Origin of the sequence: Thioclava sp. UBA3469, from assembly GCF_002378135.1 — a bacterium.
Classification (GTDB): Bacteria; Pseudomonadota; Alphaproteobacteria; order Rhodobacterales; family Rhodobacteraceae; genus Thioclava; species Thioclava sediminum.
In genome coordinates, this window is sequence record NZ_DFRG01000037.1 from 1 (window position 1) to 23,022 (window position 23,022).

General features: G+C 64.7%; 22 protein-coding genes and 2 riboswitches. Of the genes, 9 read left to right on the top strand and 13 right to left on the bottom strand.

Features of this window, described 5'->3' with window-relative positions; all coding sequences use genetic code 11:
- Window positions 1-1,335 (bottom strand): efflux RND transporter periplasmic adaptor subunit (locus B3D39_RS02795; RefSeq protein ID WP_286789358.1); only part of this gene is annotated, 1,335 nt, incomplete at its 3' end.
- A 220-nt stretch (window positions 1,336-1,555) separates the two neighbouring features.
- Between B3D39_RS02795 and osmF the strand changes: the two genes are divergently transcribed.
- From osmF to B3D39_RS02830, 7 genes are all read left to right on the top strand, one after another.
- Window positions 1,556-2,461, top strand: coding sequence for a glycine betaine ABC transporter substrate-binding protein OsmF (osmF, locus tag B3D39_RS02800; protein WP_274963215.1), 906 nt, complete (start codon window positions 1,556-1,558; stop codon window positions 2,459-2,461).
- A 38-nt stretch (window positions 2,462-2,499) separates the two neighbouring features.
- Window positions 2,500-3,654 (top strand): ABC transporter permease, encoded by a 1,155-nt coding sequence (locus B3D39_RS02805; protein ID WP_286789359.1) that lies wholly within the window; start codon window positions 2,500-2,502, stop codon window positions 3,652-3,654.
- Window positions 3,651-4,586 carry an ABC transporter ATP-binding protein gene (locus B3D39_RS02810; protein WP_274961607.1) on the top strand — a complete coding sequence of 312 codons (936 nt, stop codon included), beginning with the start codon at window positions 3,651-3,653 and terminating at the stop codon, window positions 4,584-4,586. Before B3D39_RS02805 ends, B3D39_RS02810 begins: the two co-directional genes overlap by 4 nt.
- Window positions 4,583-5,338: an ABC transporter permease gene (locus B3D39_RS02815; protein ID WP_274961608.1), complete on the top strand. Its 756-nt coding sequence runs from the start codon at window positions 4,583-4,585 to the stop codon at window positions 5,336-5,338. Before B3D39_RS02810 ends, B3D39_RS02815 begins: the two co-directional genes overlap by 4 nt.
- Window positions 5,339-5,623: 285 nt before the next feature.
- Entirely contained in the window at window positions 5,624-6,394 is a 771-nt protein-coding gene (locus tag B3D39_RS02820; RefSeq protein ID WP_274961609.1) for an amino acid ABC transporter substrate-binding protein, read from the top strand.
- Window positions 6,395-6,467: 73 nt separating this feature from the next.
- Window positions 6,468-7,148, top strand: a complete 681-nt coding sequence (locus tag B3D39_RS02825) for an amino acid ABC transporter permease (protein WP_075774679.1) — start codon at window positions 6,468-6,470, stop codon at window positions 7,146-7,148.
- On the top strand, window positions 7,145-7,930 hold the full coding sequence (locus tag B3D39_RS02830; protein WP_274961610.1) for an amino acid ABC transporter ATP-binding protein: 786 nt from the start codon (window positions 7,145-7,147) through the stop codon (window positions 7,928-7,930). The genes B3D39_RS02825 and B3D39_RS02830 overlap by 4 nt, the downstream gene beginning before the upstream one ends.
- Before the next feature lie 19 nt (window positions 7,931-7,949).
- Here B3D39_RS02830 and nrdF read toward each other — a convergent pair whose 3' ends face one another.
- The 6 genes from nrdF to B3D39_RS02860 form a co-directional block, all read right to left on the bottom strand.
- Window positions 7,950-8,939, bottom strand: a complete 990-nt coding sequence (gene nrdF / locus B3D39_RS02835; protein WP_274961611.1) for a class 1b ribonucleoside-diphosphate reductase subunit beta — start codon at window positions 8,937-8,939, stop codon at window positions 7,950-7,952.
- A gap of 8 nt (window positions 8,940-8,947) precedes the next feature.
- Complete coding sequence (gene nrdE, locus B3D39_RS02840; protein ID WP_286789360.1) at window positions 8,948-11,107, bottom strand: class 1b ribonucleoside-diphosphate reductase subunit alpha; 2,160 nt, start codon at window positions 11,105-11,107, stop codon at window positions 8,948-8,950.
- Window positions 11,089-11,511 (bottom strand): class Ib ribonucleoside-diphosphate reductase assembly flavoprotein NrdI, encoded by a 423-nt coding sequence (nrdI, locus tag B3D39_RS02845; RefSeq protein WP_078519982.1) that lies wholly within the window; start codon window positions 11,509-11,511, stop codon window positions 11,089-11,091. Before nrdI ends, nrdE begins: the two co-directional genes overlap by 19 nt.
- A 12-nt stretch (window positions 11,512-11,523) precedes the next feature.
- Window positions 11,524-11,745: a glutaredoxin-like protein NrdH gene (nrdH, locus tag B3D39_RS02850; RefSeq protein WP_078519183.1), complete on the bottom strand. Its 222-nt coding sequence runs from the start codon at window positions 11,743-11,745 to the stop codon at window positions 11,524-11,526.
- Window positions 11,746-11,841: 96 nt separating this feature from the next.
- Window positions 11,842-12,036: riboswitch (cobalamin riboswitch) on the bottom strand.
- A 77-nt stretch (window positions 12,037-12,113) separates the two neighbouring features.
- Complete coding sequence (locus B3D39_RS02855; protein WP_274961612.1) at window positions 12,114-13,163, bottom strand: homocysteine S-methyltransferase family protein; 1,050 nt, start codon at window positions 13,161-13,163, stop codon at window positions 12,114-12,116.
- Window positions 13,164-13,293: 130 nt separating this feature from the next.
- Window positions 13,294-13,599: a hypothetical protein gene (locus B3D39_RS02860; protein ID WP_075774686.1), complete on the bottom strand. Its 306-nt coding sequence runs from the start codon at window positions 13,597-13,599 to the stop codon at window positions 13,294-13,296.
- Window positions 13,600-13,724: 125 nt separating this feature from the next.
- A riboswitch (cobalamin riboswitch) is annotated at window positions 13,725-13,927 on the bottom strand.
- A 128-nt stretch (window positions 13,928-14,055) separates the two neighbouring features.
- On the opposite strand from B3D39_RS02860, the gene ppsA reads away from it, so the two are divergent.
- On the top strand, window positions 14,056-16,443 hold the full coding sequence (gene ppsA, locus B3D39_RS02865) for a phosphoenolpyruvate synthase (protein WP_286789361.1): 2,388 nt from the start codon (window positions 14,056-14,058) through the stop codon (window positions 16,441-16,443).
- Between the two features lie 87 nt (window positions 16,444-16,530).
- Here ppsA and bioB read toward each other — a convergent pair whose 3' ends face one another.
- From bioB to B3D39_RS02880, 3 genes are all read right to left on the bottom strand, one after another.
- Window positions 16,531-17,517 (bottom strand): biotin synthase BioB, encoded by a 987-nt coding sequence (gene bioB, locus B3D39_RS02870; RefSeq protein WP_274961614.1) that lies wholly within the window; start codon window positions 17,515-17,517, stop codon window positions 16,531-16,533.
- 2 nt (window positions 17,518-17,519) lie between these two features.
- Window positions 17,520-18,074, bottom strand: coding sequence for a biotin transporter BioY (locus tag B3D39_RS02875; RefSeq protein WP_274961615.1), 555 nt, complete (start codon window positions 18,072-18,074; stop codon window positions 17,520-17,522).
- An 84-nt stretch (window positions 18,075-18,158) separates the two neighbouring features.
- Window positions 18,159-18,827, bottom strand: a complete 669-nt coding sequence (locus tag B3D39_RS02880) for a GntR family transcriptional regulator (protein ID WP_274961616.1) — start codon at window positions 18,825-18,827, stop codon at window positions 18,159-18,161.
- Window positions 18,828-18,958: 131 nt separating this feature from the next.
- Here B3D39_RS02880 and B3D39_RS02885 point away from each other — a divergent pair, with 131 nt between their 5' ends.
- Window positions 18,959-21,028: an ATP-binding protein gene (locus B3D39_RS02885; RefSeq protein WP_274961617.1), complete on the top strand. Its 2,070-nt coding sequence runs from the start codon at window positions 18,959-18,961 to the stop codon at window positions 21,026-21,028.
- 48 nt (window positions 21,029-21,076) lie between these two features.
- Here the strand turns inward: B3D39_RS02885 and queE are convergent, their stop codons facing one another.
- The 3 genes from queE to queC are packed head-to-tail and all read right to left on the bottom strand — an operon-like array spanning window position 21,077 to window position 22,838.
- Complete coding sequence (gene queE / locus B3D39_RS02890) at window positions 21,077-21,787, bottom strand: 7-carboxy-7-deazaguanine synthase QueE (protein ID WP_286789362.1); 711 nt, start codon at window positions 21,785-21,787, stop codon at window positions 21,077-21,079.
- A complete protein-coding gene (gene queD / locus B3D39_RS02895; protein WP_078539299.1) occupies window positions 21,784-22,137 on the bottom strand; it encodes a 6-carboxytetrahydropterin synthase QueD in 354 nt (117 codons plus the stop codon). Before queD ends, queE begins: the two co-directional genes overlap by 4 nt.
- Window positions 22,137-22,838 (bottom strand): 7-cyano-7-deazaguanine synthase QueC, encoded by a 702-nt coding sequence (gene queC, locus B3D39_RS02900; protein ID WP_274961619.1) that lies wholly within the window; start codon window positions 22,836-22,838, stop codon window positions 22,137-22,139. Before queC ends, queD begins: the two co-directional genes overlap by 1 nt.
- Between the last annotated feature and the right edge of the window lie 184 nt (window positions 22,839-23,022).

Genomic DNA, 23,022 nt, shown 5'->3' on the forward strand with positions numbered 1-23,022 from the left:
GCCGCCACCTCCGCCGCCACCGCCACCGCTGCCCGGTTGCGGGCTGGTGGCCGTCTGGCCGAGCGCCTCGGCGGCAATCTCGGCCTTGCGCGCCTCATCCTCGGTCGCTTTCACCGTCATGCCCGGCACGGCGATCGAAGGATCGGTGACGACCAGCTTGTCGCCCGCCTTGAGGCCCTGCGCGATCACCGCCAGATCGCCCGAGACGAAGCTGGTCTTCACCGCGCGCTTCTCCAGCGTGCCATCTTCCGACACCACCATCGCACTCCCGCCCGCGACCGCCTCGGCGGGCACGACGAGCAGGCTCTGCTTCGGCGCGGCGAGTTCCACCGCCACCACCATGTTGCGCCGCAGGGGAGGGCGCTCGCCCGCCTGCGCCTGACCCAGCGGATCGTCGACGCGCACCACGACGGGCGCGCTTTGCGTGGTCTCGTCGATCGCCTCGCCCATCCGCTCGACCCGGGCCTTCCAGACAACGGGATGCTCGGGCTCGGGCAGGGTGACGCGCGCCTTTAGATCGGTGACCTTGGTGCCGTCGCCCGCGAGCCGGAGCAGGGGGCCCATCCGCCCGATCGGAAATTGCGCGGAGATATCGACCGCCGCGACGCCCTCGCCACTCAGCAGAACCTGACCGCGATTGACATATTGCCCCAGATCCGCGTCGAGCGAATTGACCCGCAGCTCGAAAGGCGCCGAGATCGTCGACAGCCCGATCGAGCGGTCGATCGTCGCCGCCTGCGTATCGAGCACCTCGCGTTCGGCCTCGTTCAGCTTCAGCTGGCTCTCGAGATCGGTCACCTTGGTCTGCGCGGTCAGCTGCTGGCGGCGCGCCGCGTCGAGCTGGGGCTGGGTGATCCGGCCCAGATCGTGCAGCGTTTTCTGGCGGTCGAGCTCATCCTGGGCCAGCGCAAGGTCGGAGCGCGCCAGTTCGAGGCTCGTGCGCACCGTCTCATCCTTGACCTTGGAGGCCGCGACCTGCGCCTCGAGACTGGCGCGCTGCAGTTTCAGATCGCTGTCGTCGAGGGTGAAAAGCGGCGTGTCCTTGGCCACGATATCGCCCGGCGCGAGCGGCTTGGCGATGTCGCGGATCTCTCCCTCGATCCGGGCGACGGCGCGCCATTCGCGCACCGGCACGACCGTGCCATAGCCGGTGACGCGCGGGATCATCTCGATGGGCGCGAGCGTGATCACCCGCACCAGCGCGGCGGGGCGGTTCGCCTCGCTCGGGCTGGGCAGAGATTTCAGATCGCCCGCAAAAACGATCGCCGCCACACCAAGTGCGCTCGGCACCGCCACCATCGCGAGCCGTGCGAGGCCCGTACCAATTCCAACCATGACGGCCCTCTTCGAGCATGTCTTTTGACTACTTATGCAAACCTTGGCGCGTCGGGCTAGCGCAAATGTGACGCACCCCTGAAAGGCCCCGTGGCCAGGCCGGGGCGTCGCATGCGGCTGGTGGGTCGCGGGAGGCTTGGCGGGCGCGGCGCGGGCCCTACCTCAGGCAGGATCACGTCTCGAGACACGTACAGACATCTGTCAGGGAGCCAGACCAGCCATGAAATATCCTCTCATCGTGGCCGCCGCGGTCTTCGGGGGCGCGCTCGCCTCCGCCGCGCAGGCCGATATCACCGTCTCCTCAAAGATCGACACCGAAGGCGGTCTCTTGGGCAATATCATCGCACTGTCGCTGGAAAATGCCGGAATGCCGGTCGAGCGGCGGTTGCAGCTGGGCGGCACGCAGGTCGTGCGCAAGGCTATCCTCGCGGGCCAGATCGACATCTACCCCGAATACACCGGCAACGCGGCCTATTTCTTCAACGAGGCCGATAGCGACATCTGGAAGGATGCCACGAAGGCGCATGACCGCGCCGCCGAACTGGACAAGCAGAACGATATCACATGGCTCGACTCCGCGCCTGCCAACAACACCTGGGCGATTGCCGTAACGGGCGATCTGGCCAAGGAGAACAACCTCACCACCATGTCCGATTTCGGCAAATGGGTGTCGAATGGCGGCGACGTGAAGCTCGCAGCCTCGACCGAGTTCGTCTCGTCCCCCGCCGTGCTGCCCGCGATGCAGACGGCCTACGGGTTCAAGCTGAGCCCCGATCAGACCGTGGTTCTGTCGGGCGGTGACACGGCGGCGACCATTCAGGCAGCGGCGCGCGGCACCTCGGGCGTGAACGCGGCGATGGCCTATGGCACCGATGGCGGTGTCGGCGCGGCGGGGCTCGTCGTGATGGAAGACGACAAGGGCGTGCAGCCGGTCTACGAGCCCACCCCGATCGTGCGCGACGCGGTGCTGAAGGAATACCCGAAGATCCCCGAGGTGCTAAACCCGATCTTCGACAAGCTCGACATGCAGACGCTGCAGAAGTTGAACGGTCGCATTCAGGTCGGCGGTGAGCCCGCCGAGGCTGTGGCGAAAGACTATCTGACGCAGATCGGAGTGCTGAACTGACCGCGGCGGCTCGCAAACGGGCGGGCACAGGCTCCGCGATGGCGGGGCTGTCGCCGCCGGGCGTGCTGTTCGCGGTGCTTGGTCTGGCCGCGATCTTCGCGCCTTTCCTGACCTTGGCGGCGAACCGGATCGTCGCCGGTGAGGGCAAGGCGCTCTGGACCTTAGCCGCACCGCAGATCACGGGGCCGGGCATGGCGCTGATGCTGCTGGGGCTTGCCTTGGGCCTGCCCGCCGCGCGGCCTTACTTGCGGATCGCGGGCGCGGCGCTTGGCCTTGCGGGGCTGGTCTGGCTATTGGTTCTCGGCGCGTCTTCCCTGCTTGCGGAGGCGGGAGACTATGCCCGCGTTTCTCCGGCGGCGGGCTTCTGGTTCCTGCTGGTGGTCTTCGCGCTGATGATGGCCGATGCGCTTTCCGCGCTGTCGCCGGGGCCTGCCGCGCGGGCCCGGCTGCTGGTTCTGGTGATCGCTTTGGTCGGGGCGCTGCTGTGGTCGGGCGCGCTGAGCGAACTGTCGATCGCGCAGGAATTCGCGAGCCGCAAGGACGCCTTCTATAGCGCCAGCCTGCGCCATCTGGGCCTTGCCTTCGGCTCGCTGCTGGCGGCGGCGGTGATCGGCCTTCCGCTCGGCGTGCTCTCCCACCGCAACGCGACGCTGCGCCGCGCGCTGCTGCCGGTGCTGAGCTTCCTGCAGACGATCCCCTCGCTCGCGATGTTCGGGATCATGATCCCGGTGCTGAGCTGGCTGAGCGGCGTCATCCCCGGCGCCCGCGCGATCGGCATCGCCGGGATCGGCTTCGCGCCGGCCTTCCTCGCGCTGACCCTCTATTCGCTGCTGCCGGTGGTCGCCAATGTGCTGGCCGGGCTGCGCACCGCGCCCGCCGCCACGCTCGAGGCCGCGCGCGGGATGGGCATGACATGGCGCCAGCGCCTGACCCGCGTGGAGCTGCCGCTGGGCCTGCCGGTCGTGCTGGCGGGGCTGCGCATCGTGTTGGTGCAGAATATCGGGCTGGCGGTGATCGCCGGGCTGATCGGCGGCGGCGGCTACGGCACATTCGTGTTTCAGGGCCTGAACCAGACTGCGGGCGACCTGATCTTGCTGGGCGCATTGCCCACTGTCGCGCTGGCGCTGTTTTCGGCCATCGCGATGGACATCCTCGTCGAACTGACGACCCCTCGAACGGAGCGTGAAGAATGATCGAAATCGACGAGATCACGAAGCTCTATGAGGACACCGCAGCGGTCGACCACGTCTCGATGACGGTTGAGACCGGCACGATCACGGTGATCGTGGGTACGTCCGGCTCGGGCAAGACCACGCTACTGCGGATGATCAACCGGCTGATCGAACCCAGCTCGGGCGAGGTGCGGATCAATGGCGAGGCCACTAGCGCGCTGCCCAAGCACGAGCTGCGCCGCCGGATCGGTTACGTCATTCAGGGCGACGGGCTGTTTCCGCATTACACGATCGCGGGCAATATCGGTGCGGTTCCCAAGCTGCTCGGCTGGTCCAAGGATAAGACGCGCGCCCGCGTCGACGAGTTGCTGGACCTGTTCTCGATGGAGCCCGCGCAGTTTCGCGACCGCTACCCGGCGGAGCTGTCGGGCGGTCAGCAACAGCGCGTCGGCGTGGCCCGCGCCCTGGCCTCGCGGCCCGATCTGCTGCTGATGGACGAGCCCTTCGGCGCGCTCGACCCGATCATCCGGGCCCGGGCGCAAGCCGATCTGCGGCATATCCAGCGGCAGCTCGGTTCGACCATCGTGCTCGTGACGCATGACATGGAAGAGGCGATCCATCTGGGCGACCGGGTGGCGGTGATGGATGGCGGCAAGCTGCTGCAACATGGCACGCCCGCCGAGATCATCGCCGCGCCCGCCACCGATTTTGTCGCTCAGATGGTGGGTGGCGTCGACCGTCCGTTGCGGCTTTTGTCGCTGATCCCGGTCTCGGACGTGCTGGAAGACGGCACCGCCGAGGGCGAGCCGATCGCGCCAGACACCAGCCTGCGTGATGCGCTGTCGCTGTGTCTGTGGCGCGGCTGCGAGGCGCTGCCGGTGGCCGACGGGGACACCCCGCTTGGCCGGGTCACGCTGGCCACGATCCGCGCCCGCGCGGCGGAGCTGGCATGAGCCGTAGCGGCATGATCCGGGCCGCCTGCGTGGCGCTCTTGCTGGCGCTGGTCCTGCGCCCGCATTGGTTCGCGCCGGTCTTTGCACCCTTCGCCCCGGCGGGCGGTCCGGTGATCTACGAGCGCGCCTCGATCCTGTCGCTCTCGCTGAGTCATCTGGGGCTGGTGGCGCTGGCCTCGGGGTTGGCGACGCTGGTCGCGGTGGGCCTTGCCATCCTCGTGACGCGGCCGGCGGGGGCGGCCTTCCTGCCGCTGTCGCGCACGATTACCAATATCGGCCAGACCTTTCCGCCCGTCGCGGTGCTGGCGCTGGCGGTACCTGCGCTCGGCTTCGGGGCGGGGCCGACGCTGGTGGCGCTGTTCCTCTACGGGTTGCTGCCGATCTTCGAGACGGCCATCGCGGGGCTCTCGACTCTGCCGCCCGCGACGATGGAGGCCGCCCGCGGCATCGGCCTGACCCGCTGGCAACGTCTGATCCGGGTGGAGCTTCCGCTGGCGCTTCCGGTGATCCTGACGGGCATCCGGCTGTCGGTCGTGATTGCCATCGGCACGGCGACCGTCGGCTCCACCGTGGCCGCGCGCACTTTGGGCGAGGTGATCATCGCGGGGCTTCTGACCAGCAACACCGCCTTCGTGTTGCAAGGCGGCGTGATCGTGGGGCTGTTCGCGGTGCTCGTCTACGACGCGCTGAGCCTGTTGGAGACCGCCCTGACGCGGCGATTGGGCAGGCAGTCCGGCGGGGCGGAAGCGTAGCGCGATGCCGGGGCAGAGCGCGCCTTTTCGCAACATCGGGGAGGCGCGCAACCGTATGTCGGATGACAGTGTTTCGCCGCGCCCGCACGCCGTGGAACAGGCTTTCCACCGCGCGACACGGTGCTGGATTTCGTTCCGCTCCCGCCATGCGAGAGGGAATAAAAGACTAATTTTATCATATGTTTGCCTGCCGCATCGACTTCGCCTTGCCGCATTACTAGGTAAGGCGCCTGTTATTCCGACCCGCCACAGGGCGGCGTCTTCGACCTATCGGAGGTATCTCGCATGAAACCCATTCGCACCCTCATCGCCATCGCAGCCCTTGCCGGGATCGTGGCACCCGCAGCCCAGGCCGCGAGCCTTGCCGACATCCAGAAAGACGGCGTCTTCCGCGTCGGCACCGAAGGCACCTATCCGCCCTTCACCTATCACGACGAGTCCGGCAAGCTGACCGGCTTCGACGTCGCCATCGCCCGCGCCATCGGCGAGAAGCTGGGCGTGAAGGTGAAGTTCCTTGAAGGCCGCTGGGACGGTCTGATCGCAGGGCTCGACGCCGACCGCTACGACGCGGTGATCAACGAGGTGGGCATCACCGATGCGCGCAAGAAGAAATACGATTTCTCTCAGCCCTATATCGCGTCGAAAGCGGCGCTGATCGTGCGCGAAGGCGAGACCGACATCAGCAGCTTCGACGATCTGAAAGGCAAGACCGCCGCGCAGACCCTGTCGAGCAATTTCGGCAAGATCGCTTCCGATCACGGCGCCGAACTGATCGGAACGAACGGGTTCGACCAGTCGATCGCGCTCGTCTTGCAGAACCGCGCGGACGCGACGGTGAATGACAGCCTGTCCTTCCTCGATTTCAAGAAGCACAAGCCGGATGCCCCGGTGAAACTGGCCGCGACGCAGCCGGATGCGAACTATTCCGGCGTGATCATCGCCAAGGAGCAGCCCGAGCTGCTCGCTGCGATCAACAAGGCGCTCGACGAGATGAAGGCTGACGGCACGTATCAGAAGATCTCGCAGGAATATTTCGGCGAGGACGTCTCGAAGTAAGGCGCATGTAGAGCCGCGCGCGCCTCGGGGTTCGGCCCGGAGGCGCGCGTGAGGCTTGCAGAAAGGATCCGCTATGGCTGACTGGTTGCCCCTGATGTGGTCGTCGCTCGTGCCGCTTTTGCAGGCGACGGTGACCTTCACGATCCCGCTGACGCTTATCACCTTCACGCTGGGCCTTGCGCTCGGGCTGCTCTGCGCGGTGATCCGTCTCTTCGGTCCGCGCCCGCTGGTGTGGATCGTGCGGTTCTATGTCTGGGTGATCCGGGGCACGCCGCTTCTGGTGCAGCTGTTCCTGATCTTCTACGGGCTGCCGAGCCTCGGGATCACGCTCGATGCTTTCGTGGCGGGGCTGATCGGCTTCACGCTGAATGTCGGCGCCTACACGTCCGAGATCCTGCGCGCGGCGCTGTCTTCGGTCTCCAAAGGCCAGTGGGAAGCGTCCTATTCCATCGGCATGAACTGGCGGCAGACGATGACCCGCACCATCGTGCCGCAGGCCTCGCGGGTCGCGGTGCCGCCTCTGTCCAACAGCTTCATCTCGCTGGTGAAGGATACGTCGCTCGCCGCCGCGATCACCGTGCCGGAACTGTTTCAAGCGGCGCAGCGGATCGTGGCGACCACCTATGAACCTCTCGTCCTCTATGTCGAGGCGGCACTGATCTATCTCGCGCTCTGCTCTGTCCTGTCGGCGCTGCAGGGGCGTCTCGAACGGCGCCTCGGCCAATATGGCGGCTTTCTGGAGGAACGCACATGATCGAGCTGTCGAATATCACCAAGCGGTTCGGCGAGAACGAGGTCCTATCGGGGATTTCGCTGTCTCTGCCTGAGGGCTCCGTGACCGCGCTGATCGGCCCCTCGGGCGGCGGCAAGAGCACGCTCTTGCGCACGATCAACTTGCTGGAGGTGCCCACGAGCGGCACGCTCGCCATCGGCGACGCGTCCGTTACGCTGAGCGAAGGCGGCAAGCTGTCGCGCGCCCAGATCCAGAGCATCCGCCAGCAGACCGGCATGGTGTTCCAGAATTTCCAGCTCTTCCCGCATCGCACCGCGATCGAGAACGTAATGGAAAGCCTCGTGACCGTGCAGAACTGGCCTGCCGCGAAGGCACGCGAGCGGGCGATGTCGCTGCTCGAGAAGGTCGGCATGGCGCATAAGGCCGATGCCTGGCCCGCGACGCTTTCGGGCGGTCAGCAGCAGCGGATCGCGATTGCGCGCGCGCTGGCGCCTTCGCCCAAGGTGCTGCTCTGCGACGAGCCGACCTCGGCGCTCGACCCGGAACTGGCCGCTGAAGTCGTGGACGTTCTCGCGCAGCTTGCCCGAGAAGGCACGACGATGGTGATGGCGACGCATGACCTGCGGCTGGCTTCGCAAATCGCCGAGCGTGTGGTGGTTCTGGAAAGCGGCGGCGTGGTCGAGACAGGCCCGGCGCGGCAGGTCTTCGATGCGCCCGAGCGCGAGCGCACCAAGCGGTTCATCGCCACGCTGAAATCGGGCGGCGAGACCGCGCCCTCTGATACCGACCCACGCCCCGTCTGAGGCGCGGGCGGCGGTAGGCTCAGAACGCCCAGTCCTCGTCCTCGGTCGCGACCGCCTTGCCGATCACATAGCTCGATCCCGAGCCCGAGAAGAAGTCGTGGTTCTCGTCCGATCCGGGCGAGAGCGCGGCGAGGATCGCGGGGTTCACGCGGGTGGCCTCTTCGGGGAACAGCGCCTCGTAGCCGAGATTCTGCAGCGCCTTGTTGGCGTTGTAATGCAGGAAATGCTTCACATCCTCGGTCAGGCCCAGATCGTCATAGAGTTGCTCGGTATAGCGGCCCTCGATGTCATAGAGGTCGAACATCAGCGAGAAGGCGAAATCCTTGATCTCGGCGCGCTCGGGCTCGGTGACATGCTCCAGCGCGCGCTGGAACTTGTAGCCGATGTAATAGCCGTGGATCGCCTCGTCGCGGATGATCAGGCGGATCAGGTCGGCGGTGTTGGTCAGGCGCGCGCGGCTCGACCAGTGCATCGGCAGGTAGAAGCCCGAATAGAAAAGGAAGCTCTCGAGGAAGACGCTCGCCACCTTGCGCTTCAGCGGGCTCGCCGTCGCGTCGTATTCGTCGAGGATCAGCCGCGACTTCGCCTGCAGATGCGGGTTCTCCTGCGACCAGCGGAAGGCCTCGTCGACCTCGGCGGTGTTGCACAGAGTCGAGAAGACCGAGGAATAGCTGCGCGCGTGCACGGCCTCCATGAAGGCGATGTTCGACAGCACGGCTTCCTCGTGAGGCGTCGCGGCATCGGCCATCAGCGCGGGCGCGCCGACCGTGTTCTGGATCGTGTCCAGCAGCGTCAGCCCGGTGAAGACCCGGATCGTGAGCGTCTGTTCGTCCTCGGTCAGCTGCGACCAGCTTTGAATGTCGTTCGACAGCGGCACCTTCTCGGGTAGCCAGAAATTCGACGTGAGCCGATTCCAGACCTCCAGATCCTTGTCGTCCTGAAGGCGGTTCCAGTTGACGGCACGGGGGACGGGGCGCGGAACGGGGCGGGGCGTGTGCAGATCTTTCATGGCGGGCCTCACAGGGAACAGGATACGCAGCCCTGCACCTCGGTCCCCTCAAGGGCCGCTTGGCGCAGGCGGATGTAGTAGATGGTCTTGATGCCGCGCCGCCAGGCGTAGATCTGGGCGCGGTTGATGTCGCGGGTCGTGGCCTCGGCGGGGAAGAACAGCGTCAGCGACAGGCCCTGATCGACATGCTCGGTCGCCGCCGCATAGGTGTCGATGATCGCCTCGGGACCGATCTGATAGGCGTCGCGGTAGAACTCCAGATTGTCGTTCGTCATATAGGGCGCGGGGTAATAGACCCGGCCGATCTTGCCTTCCTTGCGGATCTCGATCTTCGCGGTGATCGGGTGGATCGAGGCGGTGGCGTTGTTGATATAGCTGATCGAGCCGGTCGGCGGCACGGCTTGCAGATTGCGGTTCCACAGGCCGGTCTCCATCACGCGCTCGCGCAGGGCGGCCCAGTTGGCGCGCGAGGGCAGGGTGATCCCGAAGCGGTCGAACAGGGCCGTGACGGTCTCGCTCTCAGGCAGCCAATCGCGGGTCACGTATTTCTCGAAGAAGCTGCCATCCGCATAGGCAGAGGCCTCGAACCCTTCGAAGCTGCGCCCGTGCTGGGCCGCCAGCCGGTTCGATTCCGCCAGCGCGTGATAGGCCACGGCGGCGAAATAGACGGAGGTGAACTCAATCCCCTCGGGGCTGCCATAGTGGATGCGCTCGCGGGCGAGGAAACCGTGCAGGTTCATCTGGCCCAGACCGATCGCGTGACTTTCCTCATTGCCCTTGCGGATCGAGGGGACGGCGTTGATGGCGCTCATCTCCGACACCGCCGAAAGCGCGCGGATCGCCGCCCCGACGCTTGCGCCCAGATCGCCGCCATCCATCACCTTCGCGATGTTGAGAGAGCCCAGATTGCACGAGATATCGGTGCCCATCCGCGCATAGCCCAGATCCTCGTCGAATTCCGAGGGCTCGGCCACCTGCAGGATTTCCGAACACAGGTTCGACATGGTGATCCGCCCCGCGATCGGGTTGGCGCGGTTCACCGTGTCCTCGAACATGATGTAGGGATAGCCGCTTTCGAACTGGATCTCGGCCAGTGTCTGGAAGAAGGCGCGGGCGTTGATCTTGCGTTTGCGGATGCGCGCGTCATCGACCATCTCGTGATACTTCTCGGTGACGGAAATCTCCGAGAAAGCGCGGCCATAGACCCGCTCCACGTCATGGGGCGAGAAGAGATACATCTCCTCGTTCTTCTTCGCGAGCTCGAAGGTGATGTCGGGGATCACCACGCCGAGGCTCAGCGTCTTGATCCGGATCTTCTCGTCCGCATTCTCGCGCTTGGTGTCGAGGAAACGCAGGATGTCGGGGTGATGGGCGTGCAGATAGACCGCGCCCGCGCCCTGACGCGCGCCCAGCTGGTTGGCATAGCTGAAGCTGTCTTCGAGCAGTTTCATCACCGGGATCACGCCCGAGGACTGGTTCTCGATCCCTTTGATCGGCGCGCCATATTCGCGGATATTGGTTAGCATCAGGGCCACGCCGCCGCCGCGTTTCGACAGCTGCAGCGCCGAGTTGATGCCGCGCCCGATGCTTTCCATGTTGTCTTCCAGCCGCAGCAGGAAACACGACACGAATTCGCCGCGCGCCTTTTTGCCCGCATTGAGGAAGGTCGGCGTCGCGGGCTGGAAACGGCCCGCCAGCATCTCCTCCATCAGGCGCATCGCCAGCGCCTCGTCGCCGCGCGCGAGCGTCAGCGCCACCATCACGACGCGGTCCTCGTAGCGTTCGAGATACCGCTGCCCGTCACGGGTCTTCAGCGTGTAGGAGGTGTAGTACTTGAACGCGCCGAGGAAGGTCGGAAAGCGGAACTTGGCGGCAAAGGCCGCGTCCCAGATCGCGCGCTGGAAGTTGCGCGAATACTGATCGAGGACGCCCGCGTCGTAATAGCCTTCCTCCACCAGATAGCCGAGCTTCTCGTCCAGCGAATGGAAGAACACCGTGTTCTGGTTCACATGGCGCAGGAAATATTGCCGCGCCGCCATCCGGTCGGCGTCGAAGCGGATATTGCCCTCCGCATCGTAGAGATTGAGCATCGCGTTGAGCGCGTGGTGATCAAGCCCCGCGAATTCCGAGGCCATGGCCCCGCTCGGTGTCACGTCGCTATCGAGCATTCCTGCCTCCAGAAGGTTTCGAGACCCGCGCGCACGCGGGCGATGTCACTGTCCGTGCCTGCCAACTCGAACCGGTAAAGCACGGGGATATTGCATTTGCGCGCCAGCAGATCGCCCGCGCAGGCGAAGAGTGCGCCGAAATTGCGATTGCCGCTGGCGATGACGCCGCACAGGCCCGCGCGGCGGGTGGGGTCGTTGAGAAAGGCGATGACCGGTTTCGCGACCGCACCTCGCCCCTTGCCGTCGGCATAGCTCGGGCAGATCAGGACATAGGGGCCGGGCGGGGTCGGCATCGGAGCCTCAGCCGAAACGGGCAGGCGCAGCGCGGGCAGGCCCAGCCGCTCCACGAAGCGCTGCGTGTTTCCCGACGCCGAGGAGTAATAGATCAGCTTTGCCTGTCCCATCGCGGCTAGGTCTCAGGCCAACCGGTTGATCATGTCGGGGCGAAAGCCCGCCCAGTGATCCTCGTTCGCGATCACGACCGGCGCCTGCCGGTAGCCGAGATCCTGCACCATCTCCATCGCCGCGGCATCCTCGGTCAGGTCGATCACGTTGTAGTCGATCCCCTTGGCATCCAGCGCGCGGGTCGTGGCGGTGCATTGCACGCAGGCCGGTTTCGAGTAGACGGTTATGGTCATGGTTCCTGTCCCTTTGTTTGCTGTCGGCAGCGCGGGACAAGGCTCGTGGGCAGGGCGCAAAGCACACTGCCACGCGCCCGGGCCCTCCGCCGCGGTCGTCGTCTATCTGCTTTGGCAGGTCTCCTGGCTCGCGGCTCGAGCGCCTCTCGGTCCGTCTTCCCGGCGCATCGCACCAGTGACATTCGGACTTGAGGCTCGCCGCTTACAGTTGCGGGGGCAGCGCCGGAATTTCACCGGCTTCCCTCTTCGCCTGCGGAGTGACTCGCAGGAACCAAAGCAACATCATATTGGGCGGTAGGGTGGATGGGTGTCAATATATAGATTTCCCTGCCGCGCGAAACTCTCGCGCGGCAGGGCTGCGTCAAGCCTCAGGCGCCGTCGCCAAGCGCCCGGATATGCGCCGGAAGGCGGGCGTTCTGGCCATACATGAAGTGGTTCTCCATGCGCTCCGAGAAGCGGCTGGCCTCGGTCTCGCGGCCCACGGCCTCGGCCATTTCGCGGATATGCATCGGGCTCGCCCCGCAGCACACGCCGAGGTAATTCACCCCGATCGCCTGCGCCTCGCGGGCGAAGGCGCCGATCTCGTAGCGGTTGCAGGCCAGCGGATCGAGCGCGGTCGGGAAGGTCCGGCCATGCGGCGAGGGGCAGGTGCAGCCGTTGTGATCGGAGAGGTTGAAGAAGGTCGGCTCCTCCTTCGTGGTCCGGTAGGGCACGGGCAGGGCGCCGACATGGCAGCTCACCGCCGCGCGCACCTTGCGCAGCCACGGCATCATCGTCTGCGGCCCGCGGAAGCAGTTCAGCCCGACGACATCCGCGCCCGCCTGTTCGAGCTGCTGGCAGGTCTCGACGATGCCGACCCCGTCCATCATCTCGTTGCCCGCCATCGGCGCCAGCGTCAGCACCACAGGCAGCCCCGACGCCTTTGCGGCTTCCAGCGCGCAAAGCGCCTCGCCCGCGTAGTAGAAAGTCTCGCCGATAATGATATCCGCGCCTTCCTCGACCGCCCAGCCGATCATCTCGTCGAACATCGCGCGCACCTCGGCCTGCCGTGCCGGATCGGTCGGGTCCCAGATATTCGTGTTCGAGATATTGCCCGCCATCAGGTTGCCGGTCTTCGCATTGGCGACCTCGCGCGCGATCTTCAGCGCCGCGCGATTGAGCGGCTCCAGCAGGTCTTCCTTGCCGATCACGCGCATCTTCTCGCGGTGGCCGTTATAGGTGAAGGCCTCGACGATATCGCTGCCGGCGCGCTGGAAATCGACATGCAGATTGCGCAGTGCCTGCGGGTATTCGAGCGCCACCTCGGGCACGAATTCCCCGGCGGTCAGATAGCCGCGCCGTTCCAGTTCGAACAGGAAGCCCTCGGCGCAGATCACCGGGCGCGCGTCGAGCAGACGGGTCAGTTTGTTATCATTCATGGAGAGATCCTCTCAGTTCATCCATGACCATCGTTTGGAAAAGCCGAGCCTCACAGGAAACGGAGTGCCGTTTCCTGCTGCAATGGTCCTCGGCCGGGCCGCAGCATGCGACCGCAAGACGAGAAACGGGTCAGAGGCCGCGTCGGGCGCGAGCGCCGCCGCGCCGCACCGGCGGGGGCATCTCGATCGGCAAGGCGAAAGGCTGCGGGGTCAGCGACTCCAACAGGAGCTCGCAGAACACCTCCACCGCGGGCGAGATCAGGGAGTGCGGATAGGCCTGCATATGGGCGACGATCGCCGCCTTGGCATAGGGCATGTCGCCCGGCAGCGTGCCGAGCCATTCCATGTAGCCGAGCGTCCCCAGCTCACGCGCACGCAGTGGCGAGATCGGTCCTATATCGAGTTGTAGCAGTGAAAGCGTTCGTTCCAAAAGCATCGCGCCCTCCGCGCAAAAGGGCGGGAGTGGTCGCGGCACGGCGATATGCGAGGTCCGATCTGGTCCATCTCTCGTCTCTCCGTCCCAGGGCACCCCGCCCGGGTTTAAGGTGACCGAGATGCGCTAGGCGCGCATCCGAGATGGCAGGTCTCCTGACTCGCGGGTCGTGGCTTCACCGGACCTTCCCAACCTATGCAGGTCAGTGGCGTTTCCGGTGGCGCTCGCCGCTTACAGTTGCGGGGGCAGTCACGGAGTTGGGCATCGCCCGCACCGTGTTCCCTTTTCAGCCGACCCTTTGGGGCCGGACACCATCGCAGATTTGATCGCAGGAAAATCTGGCGCTGTCCAGAACGGATTGGGGGATGTGGGACAAGCGGGCCCGCGTTGACAAAGATCAAGGTCGAAATGCGCCTCTGAGATAAAGTGCCCGCAGGTGCAAACAGGGGAGGCGAGCCCATGACCACGAAGAAAGAAGTCATTCCTTTCGATAGCTTACGTCGCGAGGATGTCGCGCTTGTGGGCGGCAAGAACTCTTCGCTTGGCGAGATGGTGCAGGAGCTTGGCGCCAAGGGCATTCAGGTCCCGCCGGGCTTCGCTACCACCTCCGACGCCTATCGGATGTTCCTTGACGAGAACAATCTGACCGAGGCCATCGCGGGGTATCTCGCGGATTACGATGCCGACAAGATCAGCCTTCATGTCGCGGGGCAGAGCATTCGCGACACGATCGTGGCCGGCGATTGGCCCGCCTCGACCGAGGCCGCGATCCGGGAGGCCTACCGCGATCTGTCGAAGCGGGCAGGGGTGCCCGAGGTCTCCGTCGCCGTGCGCTCGAGCGCGACGGCCGAAGACCTCCCCGATGCCAGCTTTGCCGGTCAGCAGGAGACCTATCTCAACGTCTCGGGCGAAGAGGAGCTTCTGACCGCATGCCGCAAGTGCTACGCCTCGCTCTTCACCGACCGCGCGATCACCTATCGCAAGCTCAGAGGGTTCAATCACCTCGATGTCGCGCTTTCCGTGGGCGTTCAGCAGATGGTGCGCTCCGATATCGGCGGGTCGGGTGTGATGTTCTCGATCGACACGGAAACCGGCTTCGACAAGGTCGTGCTGATCAGCGCGGCCTGGGGCTTGGGCGAGAATGTCGTGCAAGGCGCGGTCACGCCGGACGAGTTTCAGGTCTACAAGCCGTTCCTTGGCAAGGCGGGGATCAAACCGATCATCGAGAAAAAGCTCGGGGCGAAAGAGATCAAGATGATCTACGCCGGGCCGGATGCCCCGAACCCGGTGCGCAACGTGCCGACATCGAAAGCCGAACGCGGGAGGTTCGTCCTGTCGGATGACGAGGTGCTCGACCTCGCGCAGCAGGCGGCGACCATCGAAGCCCATTACGGACAGCCGATGGATATGGAATGGGCGAAAGACGGCGTCACGGGGAAGCTGTTTATCGTGCAGGCGCGCCCCGAGACGGTGCAGTCGCGGGTCTCTGCGGGATCGCTCCGGCGCTACACCATCGGCGCGCATGGCCCGGTCGTGGTCAGCGGCCTGTCGGTCGGCGAGCAGATCGCGACCGGGCGGGTCTGCCTGATCGAAGACGTCAAGGATATCGACGATTTCGTGGACGGCTCGGTGCTTGTCACCTCGACGACGGACCCCGATTGGGTGCCAGTCATGAAACGCGCCTCGGCCATCATCACCGATCACGGCGGCAGAACCAGCCACGCCGCCATCGTCAGCCGCGAATTGGGCGTGCCCGCCATCGTCGGCTGTGGCGATGCCACCCATGTGCTGCATGACGAGCAGGAGGTGACCGTCTGCTGCGCCGAAGGCGACGAGGGCCGGGTCTATGACGGCTTTGCCGAGTTCACGGTCGAAGATTTGAACCTCGACGCGGTGCCGGAAACCAAGACCAAGGTCATGCTCAACCTCGCCAACCCGGCCATTGCGGCGCGCTGGTGGCGGCTGCCGATCGACGGTGTCGGTCTGGCGCGGATGGAATTCGTGATCTCGAACACGATCCGGGTCCATCCGATGGCGCTGCTGCATTTCTCCGACATCCGGGAGGCGGAGGTGCGGGAGGAAATCGAAACGCTCACAAGGGGATACGAGGACAAGGCCGAGTATTTCGTCGATCAATTGGCGCTGGGGCTCTCCCGGATCGCCGCCGTGGCCTATCCGAACCCGATGATCCTGCGGCTGAGCGATTTCAAGACGAACGAATATGCCGACCTGCTTGGCGGGCGGCAATTCGAGCCGGTGGAATCCAACCCGATGATCGGCTGGCGCGGCGCCTCACGCTATTACGATCCCGCCTATGTCGAGGGGTTCCGGCTCGAATGTCGGGCGATCCGGCGGCTGCGCGAAGAGGCCGGGTTCGACAATGTGTTGGTGATGGTTCCGTTCTGCCGGACGCCCGAAGAAGCCGACCGCGTGCTGGCGGTGATGGCCGAGGAAGGGCTGGTGCGTGGATCGAACGGTCTGCAGATCTACGTGATGTGCGAAGTGCCCTCGAACGTCATCCTCGCCGAGGAATTCGCCAAGCGCTTCGACGGCTTCTCCATCGGGTCGAACGATCTGACGCAGCTGACCTTGGGTATCGACCGCGACAGCGACCGGCTCGCGCCCTTGTTCGACGAACGGCATGCCGCCGTTCAGTGGATGATCCGGAGCGTCATCGAAAGAGCGCATGGCGTGGGCGCGAAGGTCGGGCTCTGCGGTCAGGCGCCGTCGAACTACCCGGAATTCGCCCGCAGGCTGGTGGAGTTCGGGATCGACTCGATATCGGTGACGCCGGACAGTTTCCTGAAGGTCAAAGGCCACGTCGCGGAGGCGGAAGGTCAACGCTGACCCGACCGTGAACCCGCGGGACGCGTCCGTATGCGTCGGGGCCAGAGCTTAACCGTCTCGGGCGCGGTGCCCGAGACGGTCGCGCGCTCAAGCCACGGGTGCCGGTTCGGCGCTCGGCTTCGCAGGGGCTACGTGCATGCCCAGCCGCGCCAACAGGTCCTGATCTTTCCAGGCTGCGGGGTTGTCCGTGGTCAGAAGCTGGTCGCCCACGAAAATCGAGTTCGCGCCCGCGAGGAAGCACAGCGCCTGCCACGCGTCGCTCATCCCGGTGCGGCCTGCCGAAAGCCGCACCACCGATGCGGGCATCAGGATCCGCGCGAGCGCGACGATCCGCACCAGCGCGAAAGGGTCGACCGGCTCGGCATTCTTTTGCACCGGCACGCCGTCGATCTCGTTCCAGAGGTTGATCGGCACGCTGTCCGGGTGCGCGGGCAGAGTGGCGAGCGTCACCAGCATGGCGATCCGATCCGCCTCGGCTTCGCCCATGCCCAGGATCCCGCCGCAACAGACGCGAATGCCGCCTTTGCGCACGTTCTCGACCGTATCGAGCCGGTCCTCCATCGTGCGGGTCGTCGCTATCTTCCGGTAATAGTCCGGCGACGTGTCGATGTTGTGGTTGTAGAAATCCAGCCCCGCCGCTTTCAGTTTCGCGACCTGCTCAGGCGAGAGCATGCCCAGCGTCATGCAGGTCTCCAGCCCCAGCTCCGAGACGCCGCGCACCATCTCGCACAGCGCATCCATGTCGCGATCCTTCGGGCTGCGCCACGCCGCGCCCATGCAGAACCGTTGCGCGCCTGAGGCCTTCGCGCGTCGTGCGGCGCTCAGGACCTCGTCTGTCTTCATCAGCTTGGTGGCTTTCACGCCGGTCTCGTAATGCGCGGATTGCGAGCAGTATCCGCAATCTTCCGGGCAGCCGCCGGTCTTGATCGACAGCAGGCTCGCCGTCTCGATCGCGCTCGGGTCGAAATGGGTGCGGTGAACCGTTTGCGCCCGGTGAAGAAGCTCGGGGAAGGGCAGGTCGTGGATCGCCTTCGCCTGCGCCATGCTCCAATCGTTTCTGATGCCCTCCGCCATGGTTACGCGCGCTCCTTCAGGCGGGTGAGGCCCGTCGCGAGACCGCTGGCAATTGCGATCTTGACCAGATCCCCCGGAACGAAAGGTGCGACGCCGGTTGCGAGAAGTTTCGACGCGGGCACGAAATTAGCGAGCCAGGCTAGGCCCGCGGCATAGACCACGATCAGCCCGGCGAGCATCGCCAGCGCTCTGCCGAGCCAGCCGCGGCCACGTGCGAGCACGCTGATCAAGGGCGCCGCGAGCAGAAAGCCCAGAAGGTAACCCCCGGTCGGTCCCATCATGTAGGCCAGCCCGATGCCGCGCTCGGGTGTGCCCGAGAAGACCGGCGCCCCCATCGCGCCCATCATGAGATAGGTGGTCATCGCGGCGGCCGCCATTCTGGGGCCGACGCTCGCTGCGATGAAGAAGACCGCAAGCGTGTGCAAAGTCATCGGCACGGGCCAGAAAGGCACCTGAAGCTTCGCGCCGAGTGTGATCAGGGCAGCGCCGCAAAGCGCGAGGCCAAGGCCGCGCCAGAGAGTGTGAGTGAGCTTCTGGGAAGTGTCGAAAACCGTCATTGAACCTGTCCTCAGTCGATAGTTGGAATTTCTATCTATGACTATGCAGGGACATCCGGGGCTATCAATTGAAGTTATAGATAATTACCCGGAAATCACGTAAGTCTCGTGTACGTCGGCATTTTTTATCGATGACTTGCGTTTGCCGATCCAGCCGACATGGCGTGCCAAGGTTGCGCAGGCCAGGTCTGTCTGTCCCTTGTGGAGGGCGGTGATGATGATCCGGTGGTCATGGTCCGAGCGGGCTTCCCAGTCTCGACGCCAGGCAGCAAAAAGGAAGCGTGCGCTGGTCGTCTGCAGATTGTCGATCGTCTCCAGAAGTCGTGGCATCCCGCAGGGTGTCAGGATCAACTGGTGGAATTGACGGTTCGCGGCCTCCCAATCACGGACGGTTCTAGCGCTGTCTCCAATCCGCGTAACCTGTTCAGCTTTTTGGAGAATCGTGCGTGTCATGTTTGGGGCCGCATGGCGCAGCGCCAAGGGTTCGAGGCTGGCGCGCATCTCCGCCACTTCGCGCAGTTCGGCCACGTCGAACTCGGTTACCCGAAAGCCGCGGCGCGCTTCGCTCTCGGCCAATCCGCGCGCCTGCAATTCGCGAAAGGCTTCGCGCACCGGGACGTGGCTTGCGCCGAACTCGGTTGCGATATGGTCCTGTCTCAGCCGGGCGCCGGGCGGAATCTCTCCGGAAATGATGCGATCCGAAAGTATCCGCGCGATGCGCTGCGAATGTGTTTCATGAGGTGTATCCGTCATGCTTTATAGATAATTTTCCTCGCGGCAATTCGTCCACCATTTTTTATGTGACCGAAACATGTTTGTAAGATTAAGGAAAAGCTATACTTGTGATGCGTGGTGGAGACGCACTTACCTGCATTGGATATTATGTGACTTGGCAAGAAGCTTTCCGGCGTGATGCGCTCGGAACTGAGGACGACGCGGCTCCTGATGCCGGCTACAAGGCCCTGATGGAGCTGATCGATGACGGATTCTGCGTCATCCAGTTCATCGACGGTCCCAGAGGCCCCCTCAGCGACTATGTCCATATCGAAGCCAATTCCGGTTACGAAAGACATACCGGGATCGACGATATCGTCGGCAAGACCGTTTATGATGTCGCACCGCAAGACGGGGGCGAGTGGGTCAAAATCTACGGCGAAGTGCTCAGAACCGGAGAGCCTCTGAGGTTCGAGCGCGAGTTCGTCGAGGCCGGACGGCATATCGAGGTCTCCGCGACGCGGGTGGAGCCCGCCGCGAAAGCGCAGGTCGCGGTTCTGTTTCGCGATATCACCGAACGCAAACAGAAAGAGCGCGAACTACGCGAAAGCCAGCGCCGCGCGGAAAAGAACGCGCGTCATATCGCACGCGCGCTGTCCGCCGGGGCGATCCTTGGCACTTGGGTCTGGTATCTCGACAGCGAAACCTTCGATCTCGATGAAGAATTCTCGCGCAGCATGGGGCTCGATCCCGCGCAGGGCGCTGCAGGTCTGACGATCGACCAGATTGTCGTGAACGTTCATGAGGACGACAAACCGGGGCTGATGGCGGCGATCGATCGCGCCACGCAGCAGACGACGCCATATGCATATCAGTTTCGCGTCAAGCGGGCCGACGGGCGGTATCACTGGGTCGAAGCCAATGGCCGGATGGAGGCCGAAACGCCGCGCATCTTCGCAGGCGTTCTGATGGATCTCGATGACCGGCGCGCCATTCTCGAAGAGCGCGACAAGGCGGCTGCGGCACTGTCCAGGCTGAATGAAACGCTGGAGCAGCGCGTCGAAGAGCAGACCGCGAAGCTCATGCAGCGGGAGGGAGAGCTCCGGCAGGCCCAGAAAATGGAGGCCGTCGGGCAGTTGACCGGGGGGCTCGCCCACGATTTCAACAATCTCCTCACGGCGATTTCCGGGTCGCTCGACTTCGTCGCAAAACGGCTCGAAGACGGGCGTCGCGAGGAAATTCTGCGTTATCTCGAAGCCGCGCAAGCCTCGACCGAGCGGGCCGCCAGCGTCACACAGCGTTTGCTCGCCTTCTCGCGTCAGCAGTCGCTGATGCCCAAGCCCACCGACGTGCCGCAACTGGTTCGCAGCATGGAAGACCTGATGCGGCACTCCATCGGGCCGCATATTCTGGTAAGGGCGGAGGACGACCCGGAGGCTTGGCCCGCGATGGTCGACCCGAACCAGCTTGAGAGCGCGCTTCTCAATCTGTGCATCAATTCGCGCGATGCGATGCCCGATGGCGGCACGATCACGATCAGCACGACCAACGAGGCCATCGAGACCGAGAACTCGGAGCTTCCGCCCGGCGACTACCTGCGTCTGTCCGTGCACGACACCGGAACGGGGATGACTTCGGAGGAAATCTCGAAAGCCTTCGATCCCTATTTCACGACGAAGCCCAGCGAGAAGGGCACCGGCCTCGGGCTTTCGATGGTCTACGGGTTCGCGCGCCAAAGCGGCGGTTGCGCGACGATCGACTCCGAACTGGGCAAGGGGACGACCGTGAACATTTTCCTCCCGCGCTCGCTCGAGATGGTCGCGCGCGCCGAGGTGGATCTGCATGTAAGCGAGGAACCCGCCTCGGGGGGCGGACACACGATTCTCGTCGTCGACGATGAGGCGATCGTGCGTTTCGTCGTCGTGGAGGCGTTGGAAGAGGCAGGCTTCACGGTCTACCAGGCGGCCCATGCGGCGGCCGGGCTTCAGGTGTTGCAGGACCAGCCCGAGGTGACGCTTCTCCTGACGGATATCGGCTTGCCGGGCGGTATGACCGGCCGGGAACTCGCAGCCCGGGCGCGCGAAGCGCGAGAAGATCTGAGGGTGATGTTCATGACCGGATATGACGAGGAAGCGGCAACGGCCACGACGCTTACGGATACTGAAGTTCTGTTGAAGCCATTCGATTTCGACGAAATGGTGCGTCGCGTCACGAGTTTCGCGAACCGCACCGCTGCGTGACGCGGGTCGCGCCCGAGTGATGTTTTGGCGCTTCGCCGCTCCGGTGGATCAAACGCCGCGCTTGTTGCCCCAGATCAGAACATGCAGCTGCGGCAGGATGCGGGGCGCGAACCAGTTGTCCGCCATAGCGGTGTCCGTCAGCCAGCCAAGCCGGTCGGCCAGACCCTGCGGATCGACCGGAACCTCCGGGTCGACCTCGGGATTGCCCGGCTGAAGAAAGAGCGGCAGATCCGGGTGGCGGGCATGGGCGTTCTTCGCCCAATCGTAATCCGCCCGGTCGAAGATCACGATCTTCATCACGGTGCTGCGGGCCGAGCGTCCGGCTGCCACGCAATCGGCAAAGGCGTCCCAATCGACCTGCTCTCCGCTCGAAGGCGGCTTCGGCGACAGCACCAGCGTATCCAGATCGCCGAACCAAGGCCGCGCGACAGACCCCTGCGTCTCGCAGGCGAAGCGGTAGCCAGCGGCTCGCCCGAGCGCGATCAGCGGTCCGAAATCCTGAACGGCCGGGTTTCCGCCGCTGAGCGAGATCGTCAGCGGGCGGTCGCCAGACAGCCGACGCAGCTCGGCCCAGACATCCTCGGAACTCATCGGCGCCCATGTGTGGCGATAGGCGCTGTCCACCGCGTGGAGGCTGTCGCACCACGAGCAGCGGTAGTCGCAGCCGCCCGCGCGCACGAAGAGCGTGGGCTCGCCGATCAGCGCGCCTTCGCCCTGAATGGTCGGGCCGAAAATCTCGGCGATGCGAAGGGTGGTCATGGACGATACTCGGCCCAGGTCTTGGGCGTCTCGCTGACCAGCGCCGCACTGGTTTCGGGCCATCGTGCCTTGCACCAGTCGTAGAAATGCTTGGCCATGTTCTCTGCGGTCGAGGGCACGTCCATCACGTCGTTCAGGTGCCGGTGATCGAAGGTGTCGTCGATATAGGTCTTGAGCGGTTTCAGATCGTGATAGTCGCGCACGAACCCGTTCTCATCGAGCTTCGCGGCGGCCAGTTCGACGACCACGATGTAATTATGCCCGTGCAGCCGCGCGCATTGATGATCTTCGGGCAGATGCGAAAGCTGATGCGATGCGGAGAAGTGGAATTCCTTGCGGATACGGAACATCAGCGGGCCTCCTTCTCGGCAACGGCCTTGGCCCAGAAATCCGGATCGGCATAGACGGTCGGATCCGCGACACCCGCAAGATGGAACGCCTCGCGCCGCTCGACGCAGGTGCCGCAGCGCCCGCAATGCACATCGCCACCTTTGTAGCACGACCACGTCTCGGCAAAGGGCGTGTCGTGCTTCGCGCCCTCGGCCACGATGTCGGCCTTGGAGCGATGCACGAAGGGCGTATGGAGCCGCACATCGGCATAGCCGTCGAGCGCCATGCGCTGCATCGCATCGAAGGCCTCGGTGAAGGCAGGGCGGCAATCGGGATAGATGAAGTGATCGCCCCCATGCACCGCAGTCGCCACCGCATCGTCGTTATTTGCGGCGGCCACGCCGAAGCCGATGGCGAGCATGATCGCGTTGCGGTTCGGCACGACGGTGATGCGCATCGTCTCTTCGGCGTAATGCCCGTCGGGCACGTCGATATCGTCGGTCAGCGCCGATCCGGTTAGCGCGGCCCCGATCGGGCGCATGTCGATGAGATGATGCGGCACGCCAAGACGGCGCGCGGCGGCGGCGGCGTAATCAAGCTCCTTGCGGTGCCGTTGGCCGTAGTCGAAGGAGACGAGCCGCGTGAGATTACCCTCAGCGGCGACGATATGGGCGAGCGATACGGAATCGAGTCCGCCCGAGCAGATGACGAGAGTCTTCATATTTGAACCCTTGTTTTGATGACCGGGTAGGCTGCGACCGGTTGAGCGGGCCTCTAAAGGATGGGGCAGGGCTCTGCAAGGGCGGCGCGCCGGATAGATTGCAACGATCGCGCGATTGGACAGACGCGAACCATCGAGGCCCCCGCTTGTCGTCCCACCGCTTGTCGTCCCACCGCTTGTCGTC

What these genes read in the sequence shown, in the direction of transcription:
- osmF (WP_274963215.1), top strand. Translation starts at nt 1,556, where the DNA reads ATGAAATATCCTCTCATCGTGGCCGCCGCGGTCTTCGGGGGCGCGCTC.
- B3D39_RS02805 (WP_286789359.1), top strand. Translation starts at nt 2,500, where the DNA reads ATGGCGGGGCTGTCGCCGCCGGGCGTGCTGTTCGCGGTGCTTGGTCTG.
- B3D39_RS02810 (WP_274961607.1), top strand. Translation starts at nt 3,651, where the DNA reads ATGATCGAAATCGACGAGATCACGAAGCTCTATGAGGACACCGCAGCG.
- B3D39_RS02815 (WP_274961608.1), top strand. Translation starts at nt 4,583, where the DNA reads ATGAGCCGTAGCGGCATGATCCGGGCCGCCTGCGTGGCGCTCTTGCTG.
- B3D39_RS02820 (WP_274961609.1), top strand. Translation starts at nt 5,624, where the DNA reads ATGAAACCCATTCGCACCCTCATCGCCATCGCAGCCCTTGCCGGGATC.
- B3D39_RS02825 (WP_075774679.1), top strand. Translation starts at nt 6,468, where the DNA reads ATGGCTGACTGGTTGCCCCTGATGTGGTCGTCGCTCGTGCCGCTTTTG.
- B3D39_RS02830 (WP_274961610.1), top strand. Translation starts at nt 7,145, where the DNA reads ATGATCGAGCTGTCGAATATCACCAAGCGGTTCGGCGAGAACGAGGTC.
- nrdF (WP_274961611.1), bottom strand. Translation starts at nt 8,939, where the DNA reads ATGAAAGATCTGCACACGCCCCGCCCCGTTCCGCGCCCCGTCCCCCGT.
- nrdE (WP_286789360.1), bottom strand. Translation starts at nt 11,107, where the DNA reads ATGCTCGATAGCGACGTGACACCGAGCGGGGCCATGGCCTCGGAATTC.
- nrdI (WP_078519982.1), bottom strand. Translation starts at nt 11,511, where the DNA reads ATGGGACAGGCAAAGCTGATCTATTACTCCTCGGCGTCGGGAAACACG.
- nrdH (WP_078519183.1), bottom strand. Translation starts at nt 11,745, where the DNA reads ATGACCATAACCGTCTACTCGAAACCGGCCTGCGTGCAATGCACCGCC.
- B3D39_RS02855 (WP_274961612.1), bottom strand. Translation starts at nt 13,163, where the DNA reads ATGAATGATAACAAACTGACCCGTCTGCTCGACGCGCGCCCGGTGATC.
- B3D39_RS02860 (WP_075774686.1), bottom strand. Translation starts at nt 13,599, where the DNA reads ATGCTTTTGGAACGAACGCTTTCACTGCTACAACTCGATATAGGACCG.
- ppsA (WP_286789361.1), top strand. Translation starts at nt 14,056, where the DNA reads ATGACCACGAAGAAAGAAGTCATTCCTTTCGATAGCTTACGTCGCGAG.
- bioB (WP_274961614.1), bottom strand. Translation starts at nt 17,517, where the DNA reads ATGGCGGAGGGCATCAGAAACGATTGGAGCATGGCGCAGGCGAAGGCG.
- B3D39_RS02875 (WP_274961615.1), bottom strand. Translation starts at nt 18,074, where the DNA reads ATGACGGTTTTCGACACTTCCCAGAAGCTCACTCACACTCTCTGGCGC.
- B3D39_RS02880 (WP_274961616.1), bottom strand. Translation starts at nt 18,827, where the DNA reads ATGACGGATACACCTCATGAAACACATTCGCAGCGCATCGCGCGGATA.
- queE (WP_286789362.1), bottom strand. Translation starts at nt 21,787, where the DNA reads ATGACCACCCTTCGCATCGCCGAGATTTTCGGCCCGACCATTCAGGGC.
- queD (WP_078539299.1), bottom strand. Translation starts at nt 22,137, where the DNA reads ATGTTCCGTATCCGCAAGGAATTCCACTTCTCCGCATCGCATCAGCTT.
- queC (WP_274961619.1), bottom strand. Translation starts at nt 22,838, where the DNA reads ATGAAGACTCTCGTCATCTGCTCGGGCGGACTCGATTCCGTATCGCTC.